Source organism: Dactylosporangium cerinum (assembly GCF_042653625.1).
In the GTDB taxonomy this organism is placed as follows: domain Bacteria; phylum Actinomycetota; class Actinomycetes; order Mycobacteriales; family Micromonosporaceae; genus Dactylosporangium; species Dactylosporangium cerinum.
This window is the reverse complement of sequence record NZ_JBHSIU010000004.1, coordinates 474,785-493,397: the sequence shown is the minus strand read 5'-3', so window position 1 is coordinate 493,397 and position 18,613 is coordinate 474,785. Positions and strand designations below refer to the sequence as shown.

The window sequence follows — 18,613 nt, the reverse complement described above, 5'->3', positions numbered from 1 at the left end:
AGTCGGCGTGCCGGTGATCGCGGCTGCTTGGAGGCCCGGACTTGACCGGCAACTCGTGGAACTCCGGCATCAAGAGCAGCCGACGGGTCGGCGTGCGCCCGACCGGCGTGCTCGCGGGAGCTCTCATCGTCGCCGCCGCCCTGCTCGCCCTGGCCGTCGCCGGCTGGGGTGTCAAGGAGCTCAGCCCCCTCTGGGGCGCCGCGGCGATCCTGTCGCTCGTCGGTGTGCTCGTGCTCACACTGCGTGGCTTCCCGATCTTCGCCATCCTCGCCACCGTCGCCGGCGCTGTCGTCTGGGGTGCCGCCACCCGCACCTGGCTCCCCGACGGCTGGACGGACTTCGCCGGCCTGCTCAAGTTCATCGGTGTCAATCTCGGCTTCGACGTGCCGCTCATCGGCGCGTTCCTGTCCGCGCTGATGCTCGACGCCCGCCGACTGTCCCGCGCCGCCATCGAGGAGGCCGTCAGCGGCCGGCGCTGGTGGGGCAAGCCCGACGATCACCTGCCCCGGCTCAAGGAGCTCGAGGCGCTGCCCTCGGCCCGCTTCTTCGCCCTCGGCGAGGGTGGCTGCACCCATCTCGTCGTCGCCGGGCGACGCGTCGCCCTGTTCCTGCCGACCGTCTGGCCGCACGGCGAGTTCTCCATGGACGTCTCCGGTCAGGTCCTGCGTGGCGGCCGCCTCTTCGTCCCCGGCTCCGAGGACGTCGACGGCCTCGCCGCCGAGGTGCACACCTGGCGCGAGCAGCTCGGCAAGGTCGGCGGCTCGGTCCGCGGCTATCTCGTCGTCGCCCCCTCCCGCGGCGACGTCAGCGAGGACCTCGTCATCTCCGTCGCCCCCGGCGAGCACCTCCACCTCGTGCACGCGCACGAGATGGTCGAGGCCGCGGGCCGCTGGCTCGCCGCCGAGCCCTACCGGGTCGAGCTCTCCGTCATGGAGCGCCTGCTCGTGATCGCCTCGGGCAACAAGCTGCCCGAGCCGTCGCCCCTGGCCCGCTCCTTCGCCCGCACTGGTGCGTTCCCCACCATCGGCGCCTCCCCGACCGCCGCCGACGCGGCCTTCGCGGCGGCGGCCGGCACCGACGGCCCCGCCGGTGCCGAGCCCGGCTCGCTCCGCGACCGCCTCACCCGCGGCCGCTTCGCCCGCTCCACCGGCGGCACCGACGCGTCCCGCGCCGAGGGCCGCCCCCTGGAGGACCGCTCAGTGGACCGTTCCGAAGACCGCTACGGCGACCGCTCCGAGGGACGCTGGGACGACGACCTCTCCGCGGGCCGCGGTGACTTCGACGACGACGGTTCGGTCCGCGACCGGTTCGGGCGCAACCGGCGCACCCCTGACCCGGTCGAGCCCGCCAACGACTCGTGGGAGTCCCGGGCCACCCGTGAGCTGGTCGGCTCCTGGGACAGCGAGTCGGCCAACAAGCTGGCGGCCTGGGCCGCCGACTCGGACCCCGACCCCACCGCAACCACCGACCGCCCCTCCTCCCGGGACGACCGGCTGACGCTGGAGGACTTCGGCAGCCAATCCGCCACCGGCTCCGCTCCGGACGCCTGGGACGACGACCGCTCCGACGACCGCTCCGACGACCGCTCCGACGACCGCTCCGAGGCCGGTTCACGGCGCCCGTGGTCGTCGGGCCGCGACGAGGAGTCCTCCCGGGTCGGCCGGCGCCGCGCCGACCCCGACGACGGCCCCGCCACGGACTGGCGTGCCGAGCCGTTCGCGGCTCCGTCCGGCGGTCACCCGCCGGTGTCCCCGCCGCCTGCGTGGCCGTCCCCTTCCTCGTCTTCGTCCTCGTTCGCGGGTTCGCCGTCGGGCTTGTCGGATTCGGGCCCCGCGCCGGAGTCGCCGCCGGACCGGTTCGCGTCCCTTATGTCGGAGTTCGACCGTCTCGCCAGCGACCCGGACCAGTTCCGGTTCGCCCTGGACGGCCCGGAGGCCTTCAACCCGGCCCCCAGTGATCCGCCGGCTTCGTCCGACCGCTTGCCCGGCTCCGCCCCCGGCCGCTCCACCTCGGGTTGGACGTCGGACCCGGGCAGCAGGTCGTCGGACCGCGAGCCGTCCTTCGGGGCGGGCAGTTCACCGGCCCGCGCCGGGGCATCAGGATCGGACGGCGCGCCGTCCGATCGGGACGCCGCCCCGGATCGCGACAGGGCCGGCCGGGCGCCGGCCGACCCAGGGCGCTTCGGCACCGGCGCGGGGGAGCGCCCCGCGCGCCGCCCGGCTGAGCGCCCCGCCTGGACCGGCAGCCTGTTCGACGGCGACAAGCCCGAGCTCGTGGCCGAACCCCTCGAGCTGCGCCGCTCCTGGGAGGCCGACCCGACCGCCCGCAACCTCCGCCGCCGCGATCGCCAGCAGCTCGGACCTTCCGGCCAGCCCTCCGCGGACACCCCGGTCTCCGGCGCGCCCACGTCCGGCGTCCCGACGTCCTCGATCCCCACCTCGGGCAGCCCGACCTCAGGCGGTCCCCGCCTCGACGCCGCTACCTCCTCCGGGTCCTGGTCCGGCTCTTCCACGGCGTCGTCCCTCAACGGCCCGTCGGCCGCCTGGCCGGTGTCGGCCGAGCCCAGCTTCGGCGGCCCCGCGACCGGCTCCCCGTTGGGAGCGGATGCGGAGCCCGCTGCGAGCCGGTCGAGGTTCGAGCCGGAGCCGCCGGCCCACCCGGCGACCTCATGGGACCCGCCGGCAGCCGATCCGTCGCGCACCGACCCGCCGCCGTCGACGTCCTCGTGGTCGCCGCGGTCGGACCGGTCGTGGTCCGGCGCGCCGTGGTCGGATCCGTCACCGGCCGACGAGCCCTCGCCGACGTCCTCGTGGTCAAGTCCCGCACGATCGGAGCAGACCCGGTCAGCGCCGTCGCCGGCCGAAGCGCCGTCCACGGTCTCCTCATGGTCGGCGCAATCCCGTGCCGATTCCTCGTGGCCGGCCCAGGCCGACGCTGACCAGCCCCGCACCGAGTCCTCGTGGTCGGACCGTTCCCGGTCGGGTGGCCCCCAGGCGGAGCCGTCGCCAACCGAAGCGCCGCCTCCGGTGTCCTCGTGGTCGGCCACCCCGCTCGTGGATCCGTCCCGCCTCGATCAGCCCGGCGCGGAGTCTTCGTGGTCGGATCGGTCCCGGTCGGAGTCGTTGCCGGTGGACCCGCCGCCTGCGGTGCGGTCGTGGTCCGCCACCCCGCGCCTGAGCCAGTCCCGCACGGACCTGCCCCGCGCTGAGCCGTCGTGGTCGGATCGGTCCCGCGAGGACCGGTCCCACGAGGACCGGTCCCACGAGGACCGGTCCCACGAGGACCGGTCCCGCGAGGACCAGTTCGACGCGGGTCAGTCGCGTGCGGGGTCTTCGTGGTCGGATCGGACGGGGTCGGACACGTCACGGCTGGACGGGGCGGAGGCTGGGCGGGCCGACGGGCGGCGTGGAGCTGAATCCGAGGCGCGACCGGCGGCCTGGGGTGCGGCGCCCGCCGATGACGGCCCCGCATGGTGGGACGCCGAGGCGGCGCAGAGCGCTCGCGCCACGGTTGACGAGGCGCCGGCGGAGGAGCCGGCGGGCGGCAAGCGTTCCCGGTGGGGGCGGTCCAAGGCGGGCAAGGGACGGAAGGGCGAGCCGGCCGAGGCAGCACCGTCCCCGCCCGGCCGCCCCGCCGCGGCAGACGTCGACGACTGGGCCTCCGAGGTGGCCACGGGACCGGGCCGGGACAGCGGGCGTCGGTCAGAGCCTTCGGAGCGATCGGACACCTCCGCCCGGCCGGGCGCATCCGAACGTGCCGGCACGTCCGGCCGCCCCACGTGGGCGACCGACCCCACGTCCGGATACGAGAGCGACCCGAGCGGCGAGTTCACCTCGGACAGCCGGTCCCGCATCTCGTCCCGCACTCCGGCGGGCGGTGGTGGCGGCGGTGGCGGCGAGCAGGAGCGGGCCGGCTCCGCAGTGCCCGGGCAGCGGCAACGGGCCCGCGACATGATGTTCGACGACGACGTGGCGCCGCTGGAGCTCAACCTCGACGAGGAGCCCAAGAACCCGGACCAGCGCTCCCGCCGCTTCCTGCGCCGCAAGTAGCACCCGGCGCCAACCCGTCCGCCCGGACACCGCAGGAAGGACCGGACCGACACGCCCGGTCCTCCGGGCTCCCGTTCGGCGGCGCCAACGTGCAGAAGTCGCCTGTCGACTGTTGCCCGGTTTCGTGCTTTTCGCGAGCTTCTTCTGCCGGTCGTGTCCGGCCTGCTGGTGATCGAAGGACGGTTCTGGTCGTGTGGATGGCCAGTTTCGTCCGTTGATCGTGGCGGCAGGATCGAACTGGGTCGGGTCGGTGGTTGGTGCGTGCCAGTGGCGGGGTCGGCGGGATCGGGTGCGCTGGCGCGCCTCGGGTGGTCGCGCTGCGTCGTCAGGGCGACGTGCCGAGTCGCCTCTCCAGGTGCCCGGGATCCTTCGGGTCCGTGGGAATCCAGCAACAACCCCGCGGGCCCGGCGCCCGATCCGGCACCGCCGAGGTCTGGATCAGCTTCGTCGCCTGCTTGCTTCTGCGCCGGGAGCGGATCTCCCCGGTGATCGAAGTCGCTAGCCGGCTGTCCGCACAACCCGTGCACGACTGCGATCACCACCACGCGGTGCTGGTGCGCGTCGCGGGGCCGGCGTCCACACACCCGGCGCCCCGCGCGGCGGCTCGCTGGTGCTCGAAGGACGGATCTGGTCAGGTTCGCGGCCGGATCCGTCCTTCGAGCAGGAGGGGTCAGTGCCAGCCGGGCATGGGGTACGCGGACAGCAGCTCGCGGACCTCGGCGGCGATCGTGTCCAGGGCCTGGTCGTCGTCCTTCACGGCGGCGTCGACGGCACGGGAGATCCAGTCGGCGACCTGGGGCATCTGCGCCTCGGTGAGGCCGCGGGTGGTGAGGGCGGGGGTGCCGATGCGCACGCCGGACGGGTCGAAGGGCTTGCGGGTGTCATACGGGACGGTGTTGTAGTTCGTCTCGATGCCGGCGCGGTCGAGGGCGCGGGCGGCGGGCTTGCCGCCGATGTTCTTGCCGGTGAGGTCGAGCAGGATGAGGTGGTTGTCGGTGCCGCCGGAGACCAGGTCGAAGCCGCGCTCCAGCAACGAGGACGCCAGCGCGCGGGCGTTGGCCACGATCTGGTGGGCGTAGACGCTGAAGGACGGCTGTGCGGCCTCCCGCAGCGCGACGGCGATGCCCGCGGTGGTGTGGTTGTGCGGGCCGCCCTGCAGGCCGGGGAACACGGCCTTGTCGATGGCCTTCGAGAAGTCAGAGGAGCAGAGCAGCATCGCGCCGCGCGGGCCGCGGAGCGTCTTGTGGGTGGTGGTCGTGATGACCGGGGCGTGGCCGACCGGGGAGGGGTGCGCACCGCCCGCGACGAGGCCGGCGATGTGCGCGATGTCCGCCACGAGCACCGCGTCCACCTCGCGGGCGATCTCGGCGAAGCGCGGGAAGTCGATGGTGCGGGGCAGGGCCGTGCCGCCGCAGAAGATGAGCTTCGGGCGCTCGCGGAGGGCGATGTCGCGGACCTCGTCGAAGTCGACGAGGCCGTCGGACCTGCCGACGGTGTACTGCACGGGCCGGAACCAGGCGCCGGTGGCCGACACGGGCCAGCCGTGGGTGAGGTGGCCGCCCATGGGGAGGGCCATGCCCATGACGGTGTCGCCGGGGGCGGCCAGGGCCATGTAGACGGCGAGGTTCGCGGGGGAGCCGGAGTACGGCTGCACGTTGGCGTGCTCGACGCCGAAGACCGACTTGGCGCGGGCGATCGCCAGCTCCTCGATCGGGTCGATGAAGCGCTGGCCCTCGTAGTAACGCTTGCCCGGGTAGCCCTCGGAGTACTTGTTGGTGAGGACGGTGCCGGTGGCCTCGAGGACGGCCTGGGAGACGTAGTTCTCCGAGGCGATCATCCGCAGCGTGTCGTGCTGGCGGGAGGCCTCGCGCTGGATGAGGTCCGCGAGGTCCGGGTCGGACGAGGTGATGGAGGGCAGGGCAGGCACATGCATGGGTGCTCCCAAGGCAAAGCCGACCGCGGCACCCAGGCGCGCGGTGCCAGCGATGCAGGAAGCTCCCCGGTGGTCGGTTCCACCTTGATGCGCCAGTCGCGGGTTCAACAGCGATGCTAGCCCACCAGCTCATGGAAAACCCGGGCCACTTCGGTTGAAGTGGCCCGGGTGATACATCACGGCACCTTGCGGTAGGCGCCGTCGCTGGCCGCGGTGGCCATCGAGGCGTACGCACGCAGCGCGGCCGAGACCGGCCGGGTGCGGTCCAGCGGCGTGTACGGCCGCTCGCGCTTCTCCTGGGCGACGCGGCGCGCGGTCAGCACGTCCTCGTCGACCACGAGGTCGATCGAGCGGTGCGGGATGTCGATCTCGATCCGGTCGCCGTCCTCGACGAGGGCGATCAGCCCGCCGCCGGCCGCCTCCGGGGAGATGTGTCCGATGGACAGGCCGGAGGTGCCGCCGGAGAACCGGCCGTCGGTGATGAGCGCGCAGGCCCGGCCGAGGCCACGGCCCTTCAGGAACGACGTCGGGTAGAGCATCTCCTGCATGCCCGGCCCGCCCTTCGGTCCTTCGTACCGGATGACCACCACGTCACCGGCGACGACCTGCTTGGCGAGGATGCCGTCGACGGCGGACTCCTGCGACTCGAAGACCCGGGCCGTGCCGTGGAAGACGAGGTTCTCGTCCGGCACGCCGGCGGTCTTCACGACGCAGCCGTCGGGGGCGATGTTGCCGAAGAGGATCGCCAGGCCGCCGTCGGCCGTGTACGCGTGCTCCTTGGAACGGATGCAGCCCTCGGCCGCGTCGGTGTCCAGGGTCGCCCAGCGGTTGGACGTGGAGAACGGCTCCACGGTGCGGACCCCGCCCGGCGCGGCGTGGAACAGCTCGAGCGCCGTCTCGCTGGCAGCACCCGAGCGGATGTCCCAGGACGCGAGCCAGCTGGACAGATCCGGAGAATGCACGCTGCGCACGCCGGTGTTCAGGAGACCCGCGCGGTTGAGCTCGCCCAGGATCGCGGGGATGCCGCCGGCCCGGTGGACGTCCTCCATGTGGTACTTCGGGCTGTTCGGCGCGACCTTCGACAGGCACGGCACCTTGCGGGAGATACCGTCGATGTCGGAGACGCTGAACTCGACCTCGGCCTCGCGGGCGGCGGCCAGCAGGTGCAGGACGGTGTTGGTCGAGCCGCCCATGGCCACGTCGAGGGCGACCGCGTTCTCGAACGCCTCCCGGGTGGCGATCGCGCGCGGCAGCACCGAGGCGTCATCACCCTCGTAGTACTGCTTGCACAGCTCGACGATCAGCGAGCCGGCCCGCTCGAACAGGGCCTTGCGGGCGCTGTGCGTGGCGAGGGTGGAGCCGTTGCCGGGCAGGGCCAGGCCGATCGCCTCGGTGAGGCAGTTCATCGAGTTGGCGGTGAACATGCCGGAGCACGAGCCGCAGGTCGGGCAGGCGGAGCGCTCGATCTCGCCGAGCTGCTCGTCGGTGACGGCCTCGTTGGCGGAGGCGATCATCGCGTCGATGAGGTCGAGCTTGGCGTGCACGACGCCCTCGATCGCGATGGTCTTGCCGGCTTCCATAGGGCCGCCGGAGACGAAGACGGTGGGGATGTTGAGGCGGAGGGCAGCGAGCAGCATGCCGGGCGTGATCTTGTCGCAGTTGGAGATGCACACGAGGGCGTCGGCGCAGTGCGCCTGCACCATGTACTCGACGGCGTCGGCGATGAGCTCGCGGCTGGGCAGCGAGTACAGCATCCCGCCGTGCCCCATCGCGATGCCGTCGTCGACGGCGATGGTGTTGAACTCCTTGGCGACCCCACCGGCCTCGGCGACCGCGTCGGCGACGATGATCCCGAGGTTGCGCAGGTGGACATGGCCCGGCACGAACTGCGTGAAACTGTTGGCGATGGCGACGATTGGCTTACCGAAATCTGCGTCGGTCATGCCGGTGGCGCGCCAGAGGGCGCGTGCGCCGGCCATGTTGCGACCAGAAGTGGAGGTTTTGGACCGCAGCTCGGGCATACTTGTGAGTCTGACACGTTCCAGATCGTGGGACCGGTTGACTCGGGGCGTGAGATGCGCGAGAGTGGGCACATGTCGTCGAGGTCGCTGCGAGTACTTATCATCTAGCGCGCCGACGCCTGCCGTCAGCGCGCTAGCCCCTCGTGCATCGCACGGAGGGGTTTTTTCATGTCCGAGCGAGTCTGAACCGTGACCTGGACACCTTCGAGCGAAAGTGCGAAATGCGATGACGAGACCCACGCCTGAAGTCCTCGCCCACCGAGCGCACCCGACCGCACCCGCGACGGGGTCGACGCCGGCCGACAAGACCGACAAGTCGGAGAAGGCCGTAGACAAGAAGCCGGAGCTTCTGACCGGTGCCCAGGTGCTGGTGCGTTCGCTCGAGGAGCTCGGCGCGGACGTCGTCTTCGGCATCCCCGGCGGCGCGATCCTGCCCGCGTACGACCCGCTGTTCGACTCCGAGCGCGTCCGGCACATCCTGGTCCGCCACGAGCAGGGGGCCGGCCACGCCGCCACCGGCTACGCGCAGGCCACCGGCAAGGTCGGCGTCTGCATGGCCACGTCGGGGCCGGGTGCGACCAACCTGGTCACGCCGATCGCCGACGCGTACATGGACTCCGTCGCCATGGTCGCGATCACCGGTCAGGTCGCGTCGGCCTCGATCGGCACCGACGCGTTCCAGGAAGCCGACATCGCCGGCATCACGCTGCCGATCACCAAGCACAACTACCTGGTGAAGTCGGGTGAGGAGCTGCCGCGGGTCCTCGCCGAGGCGTTCCACCTCGCCTCGACCGGCCGGCCCGGCCCGGTCCTCGTCGACATCCCCAAGGACGTGCTGCAGAAGCAGACGACGTTCAAGTGGCCGCCGACGCTGGACCTGCCCGGCTACCACCCGACGCTGCACCCGCACGGCAAGCAGATCCGTGAGGCGGCCCGCCTCATCGCCGCCTCGAAGCGCCCCGTGCTGTACGTCGGCGGCGGCGTCATCAAGGCCCAGGCCTCCGAGGTGCTGCGCAAGCTGGCCGAGCTGACCGGCGCGCCCGTCGTCACGACGCTGATGGCCCGCGGCGCGTTCCCCGACTCGCACCCGCAGCACATGGGCATGCCCGGCATGCACGGCACGGTCGGTGCCGTCTACGCGCTGCAGAAGTCGGACCTGCTGATCACCCTCGGCGCCCGCTTCGACGACCGGGTCACCGGCGATCTGAGCACGTTCGCGCCGAACGCCCAGATCATCCACGCCGACATCGACCCGGCCGAGATCGGCAAGAACAGGGTCGCGGACGTGCCGATCGTCGGCGACGCCAAGCACGTCATCGAGGAGCTGATCGGCGCCGTCACCACCGAGTACGCGGCCGGCCACAAGGCCTCGATCACCGACTGGTGGGCCACCCTCGACGACATCCGCGGCCGGTACCCCCTCGGCTACGAGGAGCCGTCCGACGGCACCCTGGCGCCCCAGTACGTGATCGAGCGCATCGGCAAACTCGTCGGTCCCGACGCGATCTACACCGCTGGGGTCGGCCAGCACCAGATGTGGGCGGCGCAGTTCGTCCAGTACGAGCACCCTGCCACCTGGCTCAACTCCGGCGGTCTCGGCACCATGGGCTACGCGGTCCCGGCCGCGATGGGCGCCAAGGTCGGCCGGCCCGACAAGGTGGTCTGGGCGATCGACGGCGACGGCTGCTTCCAGATGACCAACCAGGAGCTCGCCACCTGCGCGCTGGAGGGCATCCCGATCAAGGTCGCCGTCATCAACAACGGCAACCTCGGCATGGTCCGGCAGTGGCAGACGCTGTTCTACGACCAGCGGTACTCCAACACCGAGCTGGGCACCCACAAGCACCGCATCCCGGACTTCGTGAAGCTCGCCGACGCGCTGGGCTGCGTCGGCCTGCGGTGCGAGACCAAGCAGGACGTCGACGCCACGATCGAGGCCGCCATGAAGGTCACCGACCAGCCCGTCGTCATCGACTTCGTGGTCGGCAAGGACGCCATGGTGTGGCCGATGGTCGCCGCCGGCACCAGCAACGACGAGATCATGTTCGCCCGCGGGGTCGCGCCCAAGTTCGATAAGGACGACGTCTGAGATGACCACCCACACCCTGTCAGTCCTGGTGGAGAACAAGCCGGGCATCCTCGCGAGGGTCGCCGGCCTGTTCGCCCGCCGTGGCTTCAACATCGACTCCCTCGCGGTCGGTGAGACCGAGCACCCCGAGGTCTCCCGGATGACGATCGTGGTCAACGCCGAGGACAGCCCGCTCGAACAGGTCACCAAGCAGCTCAACAAGCTGGTGCAGGTGCTGAAGATCGTCGAGCTCGACAGCACCGCCAGCGTCCAGCGTGAGCTGCTGCTGGTGAAGGTGCGCGCCGAGCGGCCGGTCCGCTCGCAGGTCCTGGAGACGGTGAACCTGTTCCGGGCCCGCGTGGTCGACGTCTCGCCGGACGCCCTCACGATCGAGGCCACCGGAACGTCGGAAAAACTGGACGCGTTGCTCCGGGACCTGGAGCCGTTCGGTATCAAGGAAATGGTCCAGTCCGGCGTCGTGGCCATCGGCCGTGGCTCCCGCTCCATCACCACGGGCCCGGCGCTTCGCGCCGCGTCCTGACTTAAAAACCCGAAAGGAAAGACAATGTCCGCCGAGGTGTTCTACGACGACGACGCCGACCTGTCGTTGATCCAGGGCCGCAAGGTTGCGGTCCTCGGTTACGGCAGCCAGGGCCACGCCCACGCGCTGTCCCTGCGTGACTCCGGTGTCGACGTCCGCGTCGGCCTGCCGGAGGGTTCCAAGAGCCGCGCGAAGGCCGAGGAGCAGGGCCTGCGGGTCCTCTCGCCGGCCGAGGCCTCCGCCGAGGCGGACGTCATCATGATCCTGGCGCCCGACACCGCGCAGCGCAGCCTCTACACCGAGTCGGTCGAGCCGCACCTCACCGCCGGCAAGGCGCTGTTCTTCGGTCACGGCCTCAACATCCGGTACGGGTTCATCACGCCCCCGGCCGACGTCGACGTCGCCATGGTCGCCCCGAAGGGCCCGGGCCACCTGGTCCGCCGCCAGTTCGTGGACGGCAAGGGCGTGCCGTGTCTGGTCGCGGTCGAGCAGGACGCGACCGGTAACGCGTTCGCCCTCGCCCTCGCGTACGCCGCGGGCATCGGCGGCACCCGCGCCGGCGTGATCAAGACCACGTTCAAGGAAGAGACCGAGACCGACCTGTTCGGCGAGCAGGCGGTCCTCTGCGGCGGCGCCTCCGCGCTCGTGCAGACCGGCTTCGAGGTGCTCACCGAGGCGGGCTACGCCCCGGAGATCGCCTACTTCGAGTGCCTCCACGAGCTCAAGCTCATCGTGGATCTCATGTACGAGGGCGGCATCGCCCGGATGCGCTACAGCGTGTCCGACACGGCCGAGTACGGCGACTACTCCCGTGGCCCGCGCGTCGTCGACGCCCGGACCAAGGAGGAGATGAAGCGGATCCTCGCCGAGATCCAGTCCGGCGAGTTCGCCCGCGAGTGGATCGCCGAGGACGACGCCGGCCGCCCCAACTTCACTAAGCTCCGCGAGCAGGGTGCCGCGCACCCGATCGAGGAGACCGGCCAGAAGCTGCGCTCGATGATGAGCTGGGTCGACCGGCCCATCACCGAGACGGCCTGACTTTTCGCGGAAGGGGGGCTCCACGGAGCCCCCCTTTTGCTTATCGGGCCGCGTTCGCGTGGATCGCGTCCCGGATGAACTGCGCCAGGCCCGGGTGGTCCGTGTCGTAGTTCGCGGTGAACCGCGGGTCGTCGACGTACATGTCGCCGAGGCCGCGGTGGATCTCGCTCGAGCAGTCGTAGAACCACCGGCTGATGTGCTCCCGGTGCGCCTCGGCGAGGTCCATCGCCCGCTCACCCTGGGCCGGCTCGCCGTCGACGAACGCCCGCGTGAACGCCGCCGTGTTCTCGGCCGCCTCCGCCTTGATGCGTTCCCAGTCGCGCGGCGTGTACTTCGCGGTCCGCTCGGCGGACTGCCGGTACGCCTCGGTCTGCCCCCACCGCTGCTCGGCCTCGGCCGCATACGGGTTCTCCATGGCTCCTCCTCAGTCGTTCCTGCTTCGGTGGAACCAGCCTCCGGTCTCCAGCCACGGGAGAGTCAAGACGGCCCCGGCGTGGAGCTCCACGCCGGGGCCGTCCCGGTTCCCTGACCGCTGCGATCAGGAGCGTGCGTAGGGCGAGTAGCCCTTGTACTCATCAGCCTTGTGGTCATCGGCCTGATAGCTGTCGGCCTTGTACTCGTCCGAGGCGTAGGCGTCGTGCTGCGCCGGCTGGTCGTACGCCTCGTCGATGTTGTGCTCGATGCCGTCGATCTTCTCGCCGATCAGCTCGATCACGTGGTGCACCTGCGCCTGGACGTCCGCGTACTGGTCGCCGTGCTCCTCGCCCTGGTAGGCGTCGTGACCCTCGTAGGTCGCGTGGTCGGCGCCGCCGTCGTAGTACTCGCTCATCGTGGTGTCTCCTATGCCGTCGGTGGGAGGGGCGTGGTGATGCCAGCCGACACGGACGGGCGGGCCCCAAGGGTTCAGAAAGGGCCAGGTCGGGTGTCTGACAGCCGGTCACTCGAACGGGCTGCTGTGATCGCGCTCACGTCCGAGCGGGGACGGGCGGTCGCGGCGGCGGGCCTACCATCGGCGGAAGAGGCCGTCCGCCCGGCCCCGTCGCCGACCTGCGCCTGGCGTGCAGTGCCGCGCGCCGCGCATCGACGCCAGCCGAAGCCCGAGAGCCGAGGACCGTATGACCCTCCCTCCTGACCGCCCGGTGGTGCTGATCGCCGAGGAGCTCGCTCCTTCCGCCCTGGAAGTTCTCGCCGACGACTACGAGGTCCGCCACATCGACGGCACGGATCGTCCGGCACTGCTCGAATCGCTTGCCGACGCCAGCGCGATCATCGTGCGCAGCGCCACCCAGGTCGACGCCGAAGCGGTCGCGGCCGCGCCCCGGCTGAAGGTCGTCGCCCGTGCCGGCGTCGGCCTCGACAACGTCGACGTCTCCGCCGCGACCGCTCGCGGCGTCATGGTCGTCAACGCACCGACGTCCAACATCGTCTCCGCCGCCGAGCAGGCCGTCGCGCTGCTGCTCGCCGTCGCCCGCAACACCGCCGCGGCCTCGGCCGCGTTGAAGGCGGGGGAGTGGAAGCGGTCCAAGTACACCGGCGTCGAGCTGTCCGGCAAGGTCATCGGCGTGGTCGGTCTGGGCCGCATCGGGGTGCTGTTCGCACAGCGGATGGCGGCGTTCGGGGTCCGGCTCGTCGCATACGACCCCTACATCCAACCGGCCAGGGCGGCCGCGCTCGGCGTGCGCCTGCTGGGCCTGGACGAGCTGCTGCGCGAGAGCGACTTCATCTCGATCCACCTGCCGAAGACCCCCGAGACCGTCGGCCTGATCGGCGCCCGCGAGCTGGGCATCGTCAAGCCGGGCGTGCGGATCATCAACGCGGCCCGGGGCGGTCTCGTCGACGAGCAGGCCCTCGCCGACGCGATCGCCGACGGGCGGGTCGCCGGCGCCGGCATCGACGTGTTCAGCAAGGAGCCGTGCGTCGCATCGCCGCTGTTCGCGTTCGACAACGTGGTCGCGACCCCGCACCTGGGCGCGTCGACGGTCGAGGCGCAGGACAAGGCCGGCCTGGCCGTCGCCCGCAGCGTGAAGCTGGCCCTCGACGGCGAGTTCGTCCCGGACGCGGTCAACGTCCAGGTCGGTGGCGTCGTCGCCGAGGAGGTGCGGCCGCTGCTGCCCCTGGCCGAGAAGCTCGGCCGGGTCTTCACCGCCGTCGCGGGCGGCATCGCCTCGGCCGTCACGGTCGAGGTGCACGGCGAGGTCGCCACCCACGATGTGTCCGTGCTCAAGCTCGCCGCGACGAAAGGCCTGTTCAGCAGCGTCGTTGCAGAGCAGGTCACCTATGTGAACGCACCGCATCTGGCGGCCGATCGGGGGGTCGAGGTCGCCCTCGCGGTGTTCACCGAATCGGCCGATCAGACCAACCTGGTGACCGTGCGCGGTGCGCTGCCCGACGGCAGGGTAGCCTCCGTGTCCGGCACGTATGTCGCGGGACCGCGAGAGGCCCTGAAGCTGACGGAGATCGACGGCTTCAGCCTCGAGCTCGCCGCGGACGGCGTGCTGCTGTTCTTCCGATATGCCGACCGCCCCGGCGTGGTCGGACTGGTGGGGTCGATACTGGGCACTGCGGGGGTCAACATCGCGGCGATGCAGGTCGCCCGGCGGGAAGCCGGCGGCGAGGCGCTGATGACGCTGACCGTCGACACGTCCGTGCATGCGGACCTGCTCAACGAGGCCCAGCAGGCCATCGGCGCCACCGCGGCGAGCACGGTCGACCTGTCGGGCGAGTAAGACGTTCCTCCTAGGGGGCGGGGAGAGTGGCGGCTCTCCCTGCCCCCGTCTTATTTCCAGAGCGTGGAACTCGGCCTTTCCAGTGACTGGGATGAGCGTCCACTCAGTAGGACGAGCGCGTACCGTGGGCTGGTCCGACGAAAGGGGCACAGTGGTGGCGAAGATCGCGGTCGTGGCCGGGGACGGTATCGGGACCGAAGTGGTGGCCCAGGCACTCAAGGTGCTGCGGGTCATCCTTCCGGACGTCGAGACGACCGACTACGACCTGGGCGCCGCCCGCTACCACCGCACCGGCGAGGTGCTGCCCGACAGCGTGCTCGAGGAGCTGCGCGGCCACGACGCGATCCTGCTCGGCGCCGTCGGTGACCCGAGCGTCCCGCCGGGCGTGCTCGAGCGGGGCCTGCTGCTGAAGCTGCGGTTCGACTTCGACCAGTACGTGAACCTCCGCCCGTCGCGGCTGTGGCCCGGCACGACCAGCCCCCTCGCCGGCGTCAAGCCGGGCGAGATCGACCTCGTCGTCGTCCGCGAGGGCACCGAGGGTCTCTACGTCGGCGCCGGCGGCAACCTGCACCCCGGCACGCCCGCCGAGGTCGCGACCGAGGAGAGCCTCAACACCCGCCACGGCGTCGAGCGGGTCATCCGCGACGCGTTCGCCCGGGCCGCGAAGCGCGAGCGGCGCAAGGTGACCCTGGTCCACAAGACCAACGTGCTCACCCACGCCGGTGGCCTGTGGGCCCGCACGTTCAACGCGGTCAAGGCCGAGTTCCCGGACATCGAGACCGAATACCAGCACGTCGACGCCGCGGCCATGTTCCTCGTGAGCAACCCGCAGCGCTACGACGTCGTGGTCACCGACAACCTCTTCGGCGACATCCTCACCGACATCGCGGCCGCGGTCACCGGCGGCATCGGCCTGGCGGCCAGCGGCTCGATCAACCCCGAGCGGGCCTTCCCGTCCATGTTCGAGCCGGTGCACGGCTCGGCCCCGGACATCGCCGGCAAGGGCATCGCCGACCCGTCCGCCGCGGTGCTGTCCACCGCGCTGCTGCTGGACCACCTCGGCCACCCCGAGGCGGCGGCGAAGGTCACCTCCGCCGTGGGCGCCGAGGTAGCCGCCCGCACGCCGGGCTCGGCGCTGTCGACGGAGGCGATCGGCGACCGGCTCGCCGAAGCCGTCGCCTGAGTGCGCTTGAACGACCGTTCGGGGTAAGTTGCAGACACGACCCGCAACTGGAGGCACGCCATGAACGGCGGTGAAACGCTCGACTTCGAGGTCCGGCCCAATCCGGCCCCGGTCAGCGCCGCGGAGCGGTCCGCGCAGCTCGCCAACCCCGGCTTCGGACGGATCTTCACCGACCACATGGTCACCGTCCGCTACGCCGAGGGCAAGGGCTGGTATGACGCCCGCGTCGAGGCCCGCGCGCCGATCCCGATGGACCCGGCGACCGCCGTCCTGCACTACGCCCAGGAGATCTTCGAGGGCCTGAAGGCCTACCGCGCGGCCGACGGTGGCGTCACCCTGTTCCGCCCCGACGCCAACGCCGCCCGCTTCCGGCAGTCCGCGGCCCGCATGGCCATGGCACCGGTGCCGGAGCAGCTGTTCCTCGACGCGCTCAGCGAGCTCATCCGGATCGACCGCGACTGGGTCCCGTCCGACCCCGAGGGCAGCCTCTACCTGCGCCCGTTCCAGTACGCCAGCGAGGTCTTCCTCGGCGTCAAACCCTCCTCGGAGTACCTCTTCCTGATCATCGCCTCCCCGGTCGGCAGCTACTTCAAGGGCGGCGTCAAACCGGTCAGCGTCTGGGTCTCCCGCGACTACACCCGCGCCGCCCCCGGCGGCACCGGCGCCGCGAAGTGCGGCGGCAACTACGCCGCCAGCCTCGTCGCCCAGGCCGAGGCCATCGAGCACGGCTGCGACCAGGTCGTCTTCCTCGACGCCGTCGAGCAGCGCTACGTCGACGAGCTCGGCGGCATGAACGTGTTCTTCGCCTTCGACGACGGCACCCTGCTCACCCCGCCGCTGACCGGCACGATCCTGCCCGGCATCACCCGCGAGTCGGTCCTGCGCCTCGCCGCCGACCAGGGCCTCACGGTCCGCGAGGAGCTGTATTCCTACGAGCAGTGGCAGGCCGACGCCCGCAGCGGCCGGCTCCGCGAGGCCTTCGCCTGCGGCACCGCCGCGGTGATCACCCCGATCGGCGTGGTCCGCGACCGCTCCGGCGAGTTCACCATCGGCGACGGCACCGCCGGCAAGGTCACCATGGACCTCCGCGAGCGCCTCGTCGGCATCCAGCGGGGCACGTCCCCCGACCCGCACGGCTGGGTCCACCGCGTCCTGTAGATCGTCGTTGCGGGCTCCGGTCCGCCGGGGGCGCGGTCCGTTGCTCCCGTCAGCCACCGGTCGGCCGTGAACGGCCTCCCTGCCAGGTCCGCGGACAGTTGCGCAGCCGCGACCTGCCGGCCGCGACAAGCCCACGGCCGTGGCCGGCCGCGACAAGCCCACGGCCGTGGCCGGCCGCGACAAGTACTGCGGCGCTGGTTCGCACCGTTCGTCATGGCTCGTCGTGCGCCGCTTCCAGAAGCGGTCGGGATCACGGCTGACTGACCCGGGTCGTTCCAACGGCCAGGGCTGTCCTTTGATCGCGGAGGCAGGCGTGCGGCGGGCGGGAATCCGGCGGCGGCCTCGGCCCTGGCGGGTGCGATTGATCGAAGGGCGCGAGCGCCCCAGGGCGTCAGGGCCCCAGGGCGTCAGCGCCCCAGGGCGTCAGCGCCCCAGGGCGTCAGGGCCCCAGGGCGTCAGGCGGACCAGCGGCCGAGGTTCGAGGTGCGGCCGTAGCTGGGGCGGACGCCGCGCGGGGTCGGGCGTTCATACGCCAGTAGCAAGGCTTCCTCGGCAAGCTGCGCGTCCGGGCACGGCCAGAACGCCTTGCACTCGCAGAAGTTGTCGGTGCGGGGCTTGTGCGCGTCGTGCAGGGCGCGGGCGACCCGCCACAGCATCGGATCAGCGCAGCCGAACGGTGGCTCCAGCGGCGGCTCACCCCCCGCGTCGGCGTCGGATCCGGGCGGAACACCGTCGTCGATCATCGTCCGTTTGCCCCCAGGATCCCGAGTCCCACCCGCCGCGGCCCGCGCTCGACGGCTGCTGCCGGAAACGGTAACCGCCGATCCCACCCTCGCGCAGACACGCTGTGCGCAACTTGCACGACCGAGCGACACCGGCACCGGCTGTCACCCGTCTGAGCAGCGAGAACGCCCGATGAACCAGGCGAAACCCCACCCGAACAGACAAATGGAATCATCCGAAAAGGCGGGAGAGATGCGTACGGGTGCCGGAGCCGCCACTCCGACACCCGTACAAGAGGAAAGCTCCTAGACGGAAGCTGCCTCTGCATCGAGGGTCACGGCCAACGCGTGAACTACCGCGGCGACGCGTAGACCCTCGTCGACCACTTCGCGGGACACCCCTGCACCACGAAGTGATCTTTCGTGCGATTCCAGGCACACCCCGCACCCGGTGATCGCGGATACTGCTGTGGACCACAGCTCGACGTCGACGGTGCCGACGCCGGGCCAGGTGGTCACCTGGCGGCGCAGCCGCGCCGGCAGGTGGTTGTACGCCTCGTCACCGATGAGGTGCTTGGCGCGGAAATAAACGTTGTGGATCGCCATGCGGGAGGCAACCGCCTTGGCTGCTTCAACAGCTTCGGGCTTCAGGTGATTCCCGGCCTCGGTGAGGATCGAACGGAACACGAAGGCGCTGCGTGTGGTCATCGCGCAGGAGAGCGCGGTGCCCCACAGCTGCTGCTCGGTGAGCAACGTGCCGGCGAGCGCGGCGTCGAGGTTGAGCTCGACGTCCTTTGCATACGACGGCAGCGCGGCCTTCAGTGCCTCGATCGACATCAGACCGAAGACCCGCCCAGCCGGAGCGGTGAATGGATCTCACCAACGGTGAGCACGGGGACCTCCTGGTTGCTTTCGCCTGACTGGTTCCAACCTTGACGGACGTGCGTTACAGGTACGTGACGAACAGGGTGAATCGTGAAGCAGATCACCCGGTTTCTCAGAATTCGGAATCACATGCCACAGGCGACACGGGCATGGCAAGCTACCCAACGTGACTCGGCTCATTATTGGCCCCTAGCGCGACCAGCATCCCCTAGCTGGCCGCGCAGACCTCTCGCATTCGCGAGGGGTCTTTTTGTTGGCCCAGGCCCGCCGGCCGGAAGCAGTCAGAAGC

The 18,613-nt window shown here is 71.2% G+C and carries 13 protein-coding genes and 1 riboswitch; of the genes, 7 read left to right on the top strand and 6 right to left on the bottom strand.

Going from position 1 to position 18,613, the window contains the following annotated elements:
* Positions 1 to 41 precede the first annotated feature (41 nt).
* Positions 42 to 4,049 (top strand): hypothetical protein, encoded by a 4,008-nt coding sequence (locus ACFPIJ_RS03220; RefSeq protein WP_380113033.1) that lies wholly within the window; start codon positions 42 to 44, stop codon positions 4,047 to 4,049.
* Positions 4,050 to 4,719: 670 nt separating this feature from the next.
* On the opposite strand, the gene ACFPIJ_RS03215 is transcribed toward ACFPIJ_RS03220, so the two are convergent.
* The gene (locus ACFPIJ_RS03215; RefSeq protein WP_380113032.1) at positions 4,720 to 5,982 is read right to left on the bottom strand and encodes a serine hydroxymethyltransferase; all 1,263 of its coding nucleotides are present in this window, start codon (positions 5,980 to 5,982) and stop codon (positions 4,720 to 4,722) included.
* A gap of 23 nt (positions 5,983 to 6,005) precedes the next feature.
* Positions 6,006 to 6,092: riboswitch (ZMP/ZTP riboswitch) on the bottom strand.
* A gap of 66 nt (positions 6,093 to 6,158) precedes the next feature.
* The gene (gene ilvD / locus ACFPIJ_RS03210) at positions 6,159 to 8,003 is read right to left on the bottom strand and encodes a dihydroxy-acid dehydratase (protein ID WP_380113031.1); all 1,845 of its coding nucleotides are present in this window, start codon (positions 8,001 to 8,003) and stop codon (positions 6,159 to 6,161) included.
* Positions 8,004 to 8,229: 226 nt separating this feature from the next.
* Here ilvD and ACFPIJ_RS03205 point away from each other — a divergent pair, with 226 nt between their 5' ends.
* From ACFPIJ_RS03205 to ilvC, 3 genes are read left to right on the top strand one after another with little or no spacing between them, the layout of a single operon-like run.
* Complete coding sequence (locus ACFPIJ_RS03205) at positions 8,230 to 10,092, top strand: acetolactate synthase large subunit (protein ID WP_380113030.1); 1,863 nt, start codon at positions 8,230 to 8,232, stop codon at positions 10,090 to 10,092.
* Position 10,093: 1 nt separating this feature from the next.
* Positions 10,094 to 10,612, top strand: coding sequence for an acetolactate synthase small subunit (gene ilvN / locus ACFPIJ_RS03200; RefSeq protein WP_203846314.1), 519 nt, complete (start codon positions 10,094 to 10,096; stop codon positions 10,610 to 10,612).
* Between the two features lie 24 nt (positions 10,613 to 10,636).
* Entirely contained in the window at positions 10,637 to 11,650 is a 1,014-nt protein-coding gene (gene ilvC, locus ACFPIJ_RS03195) for a ketol-acid reductoisomerase (RefSeq protein ID WP_380113029.1), read from the top strand.
* Positions 11,651 to 11,690: 40 nt separating this feature from the next.
* Here ilvC and ACFPIJ_RS03190 read toward each other — a convergent pair whose 3' ends face one another.
* A complete protein-coding gene (locus tag ACFPIJ_RS03190; protein WP_203846312.1) occupies positions 11,691 to 12,065 on the bottom strand; it encodes a TipAS antibiotic-recognition domain-containing protein in 375 nt (124 codons plus the stop codon).
* Positions 12,066 to 12,188: 123 nt separating this feature from the next.
* Positions 12,189 to 12,479: a hypothetical protein gene (locus ACFPIJ_RS03185; RefSeq protein ID WP_380113028.1), complete on the bottom strand. Its 291-nt coding sequence runs from the start codon at positions 12,477 to 12,479 to the stop codon at positions 12,189 to 12,191.
* A gap of 286 nt (positions 12,480 to 12,765) precedes the next feature.
* On the opposite strand from ACFPIJ_RS03185, the gene serA reads away from it, so the two are divergent.
* From serA to ACFPIJ_RS03170, 3 genes are all read left to right on the top strand, one after another.
* Positions 12,766 to 14,376: a phosphoglycerate dehydrogenase gene (gene serA, locus ACFPIJ_RS03180; RefSeq protein WP_380113027.1), complete on the top strand. Its 1,611-nt coding sequence runs from the start codon at positions 12,766 to 12,768 to the stop codon at positions 14,374 to 14,376.
* 154 nt (positions 14,377 to 14,530) lie between these two features.
* Positions 14,531 to 15,559 (top strand): 3-isopropylmalate dehydrogenase, encoded by a 1,029-nt coding sequence (locus ACFPIJ_RS03175; RefSeq protein WP_380113026.1) that lies wholly within the window; start codon positions 14,531 to 14,533, stop codon positions 15,557 to 15,559.
* A 60-nt stretch (positions 15,560 to 15,619) separates the two neighbouring features.
* The gene (locus ACFPIJ_RS03170; protein WP_380113025.1) at positions 15,620 to 16,717 is read left to right on the top strand and encodes a branched-chain amino acid aminotransferase; all 1,098 of its coding nucleotides are present in this window, start codon (positions 15,620 to 15,622) and stop codon (positions 16,715 to 16,717) included.
* A 455-nt stretch (positions 16,718 to 17,172) separates the two neighbouring features.
* Here the strand turns inward: ACFPIJ_RS03170 and ACFPIJ_RS03165 are convergent, their stop codons facing one another.
* A complete protein-coding gene (locus ACFPIJ_RS03165) occupies positions 17,173 to 17,460 on the bottom strand; it encodes a hypothetical protein (protein ID WP_380113024.1) in 288 nt (95 codons plus the stop codon).
* A 285-nt stretch (positions 17,461 to 17,745) separates the two neighbouring features.
* Positions 17,746 to 18,276 carry an alkylhydroperoxidase, AhpD family gene (gene ahpD / locus ACFPIJ_RS03160; protein ID WP_380113023.1) on the bottom strand — a complete coding sequence of 177 codons (531 nt, stop codon included), beginning with the start codon at positions 18,274 to 18,276 and terminating at the stop codon, positions 17,746 to 17,748.
* Positions 18,277 to 18,613 lie beyond the last annotated feature (337 nt).

Bases quoted from the DNA above. Each gene is read 5' to 3' on its own strand.
- ACFPIJ_RS03190 (WP_203846312.1), bottom strand. From the start codon at position 12,065: ATGGAGAACCCGTATGCGGCCGAGGCCGAGCAGCGGTGGGGGCAGACC.
- ilvN (WP_203846314.1), top strand. From the start codon at position 10,094: ATGACCACCCACACCCTGTCAGTCCTGGTGGAGAACAAGCCGGGCATC.
- ahpD (WP_380113023.1), bottom strand. From the start codon at position 18,276: ATGTCGATCGAGGCACTGAAGGCCGCGCTGCCGTCGTATGCAAAGGAC.
- ACFPIJ_RS03185 (WP_380113028.1), bottom strand. From the start codon at position 12,479: ATGAGCGAGTACTACGACGGCGGCGCCGACCACGCGACCTACGAGGGT.
- ilvC (WP_380113029.1), top strand. From the start codon at position 10,637: ATGTCCGCCGAGGTGTTCTACGACGACGACGCCGACCTGTCGTTGATC.
- serA (WP_380113027.1), top strand. From the start codon at position 12,766: ATGACCCTCCCTCCTGACCGCCCGGTGGTGCTGATCGCCGAGGAGCTC.
- ACFPIJ_RS03205 (WP_380113030.1), top strand. From the start codon at position 8,230: ATGACGAGACCCACGCCTGAAGTCCTCGCCCACCGAGCGCACCCGACC.
- ACFPIJ_RS03170 (WP_380113025.1), top strand. From the start codon at position 15,620: ATGAACGGCGGTGAAACGCTCGACTTCGAGGTCCGGCCCAATCCGGCC.
- ilvD (WP_380113031.1), bottom strand. From the start codon at position 8,003: ATGCCCGAGCTGCGGTCCAAAACCTCCACTTCTGGTCGCAACATGGCC.
- ACFPIJ_RS03165 (WP_380113024.1), bottom strand. From the start codon at position 17,460: ATGATCGACGACGGTGTTCCGCCCGGATCCGACGCCGACGCGGGGGGT.
- ACFPIJ_RS03215 (WP_380113032.1), bottom strand. From the start codon at position 5,982: ATGCATGTGCCTGCCCTGCCCTCCATCACCTCGTCCGACCCGGACCTC.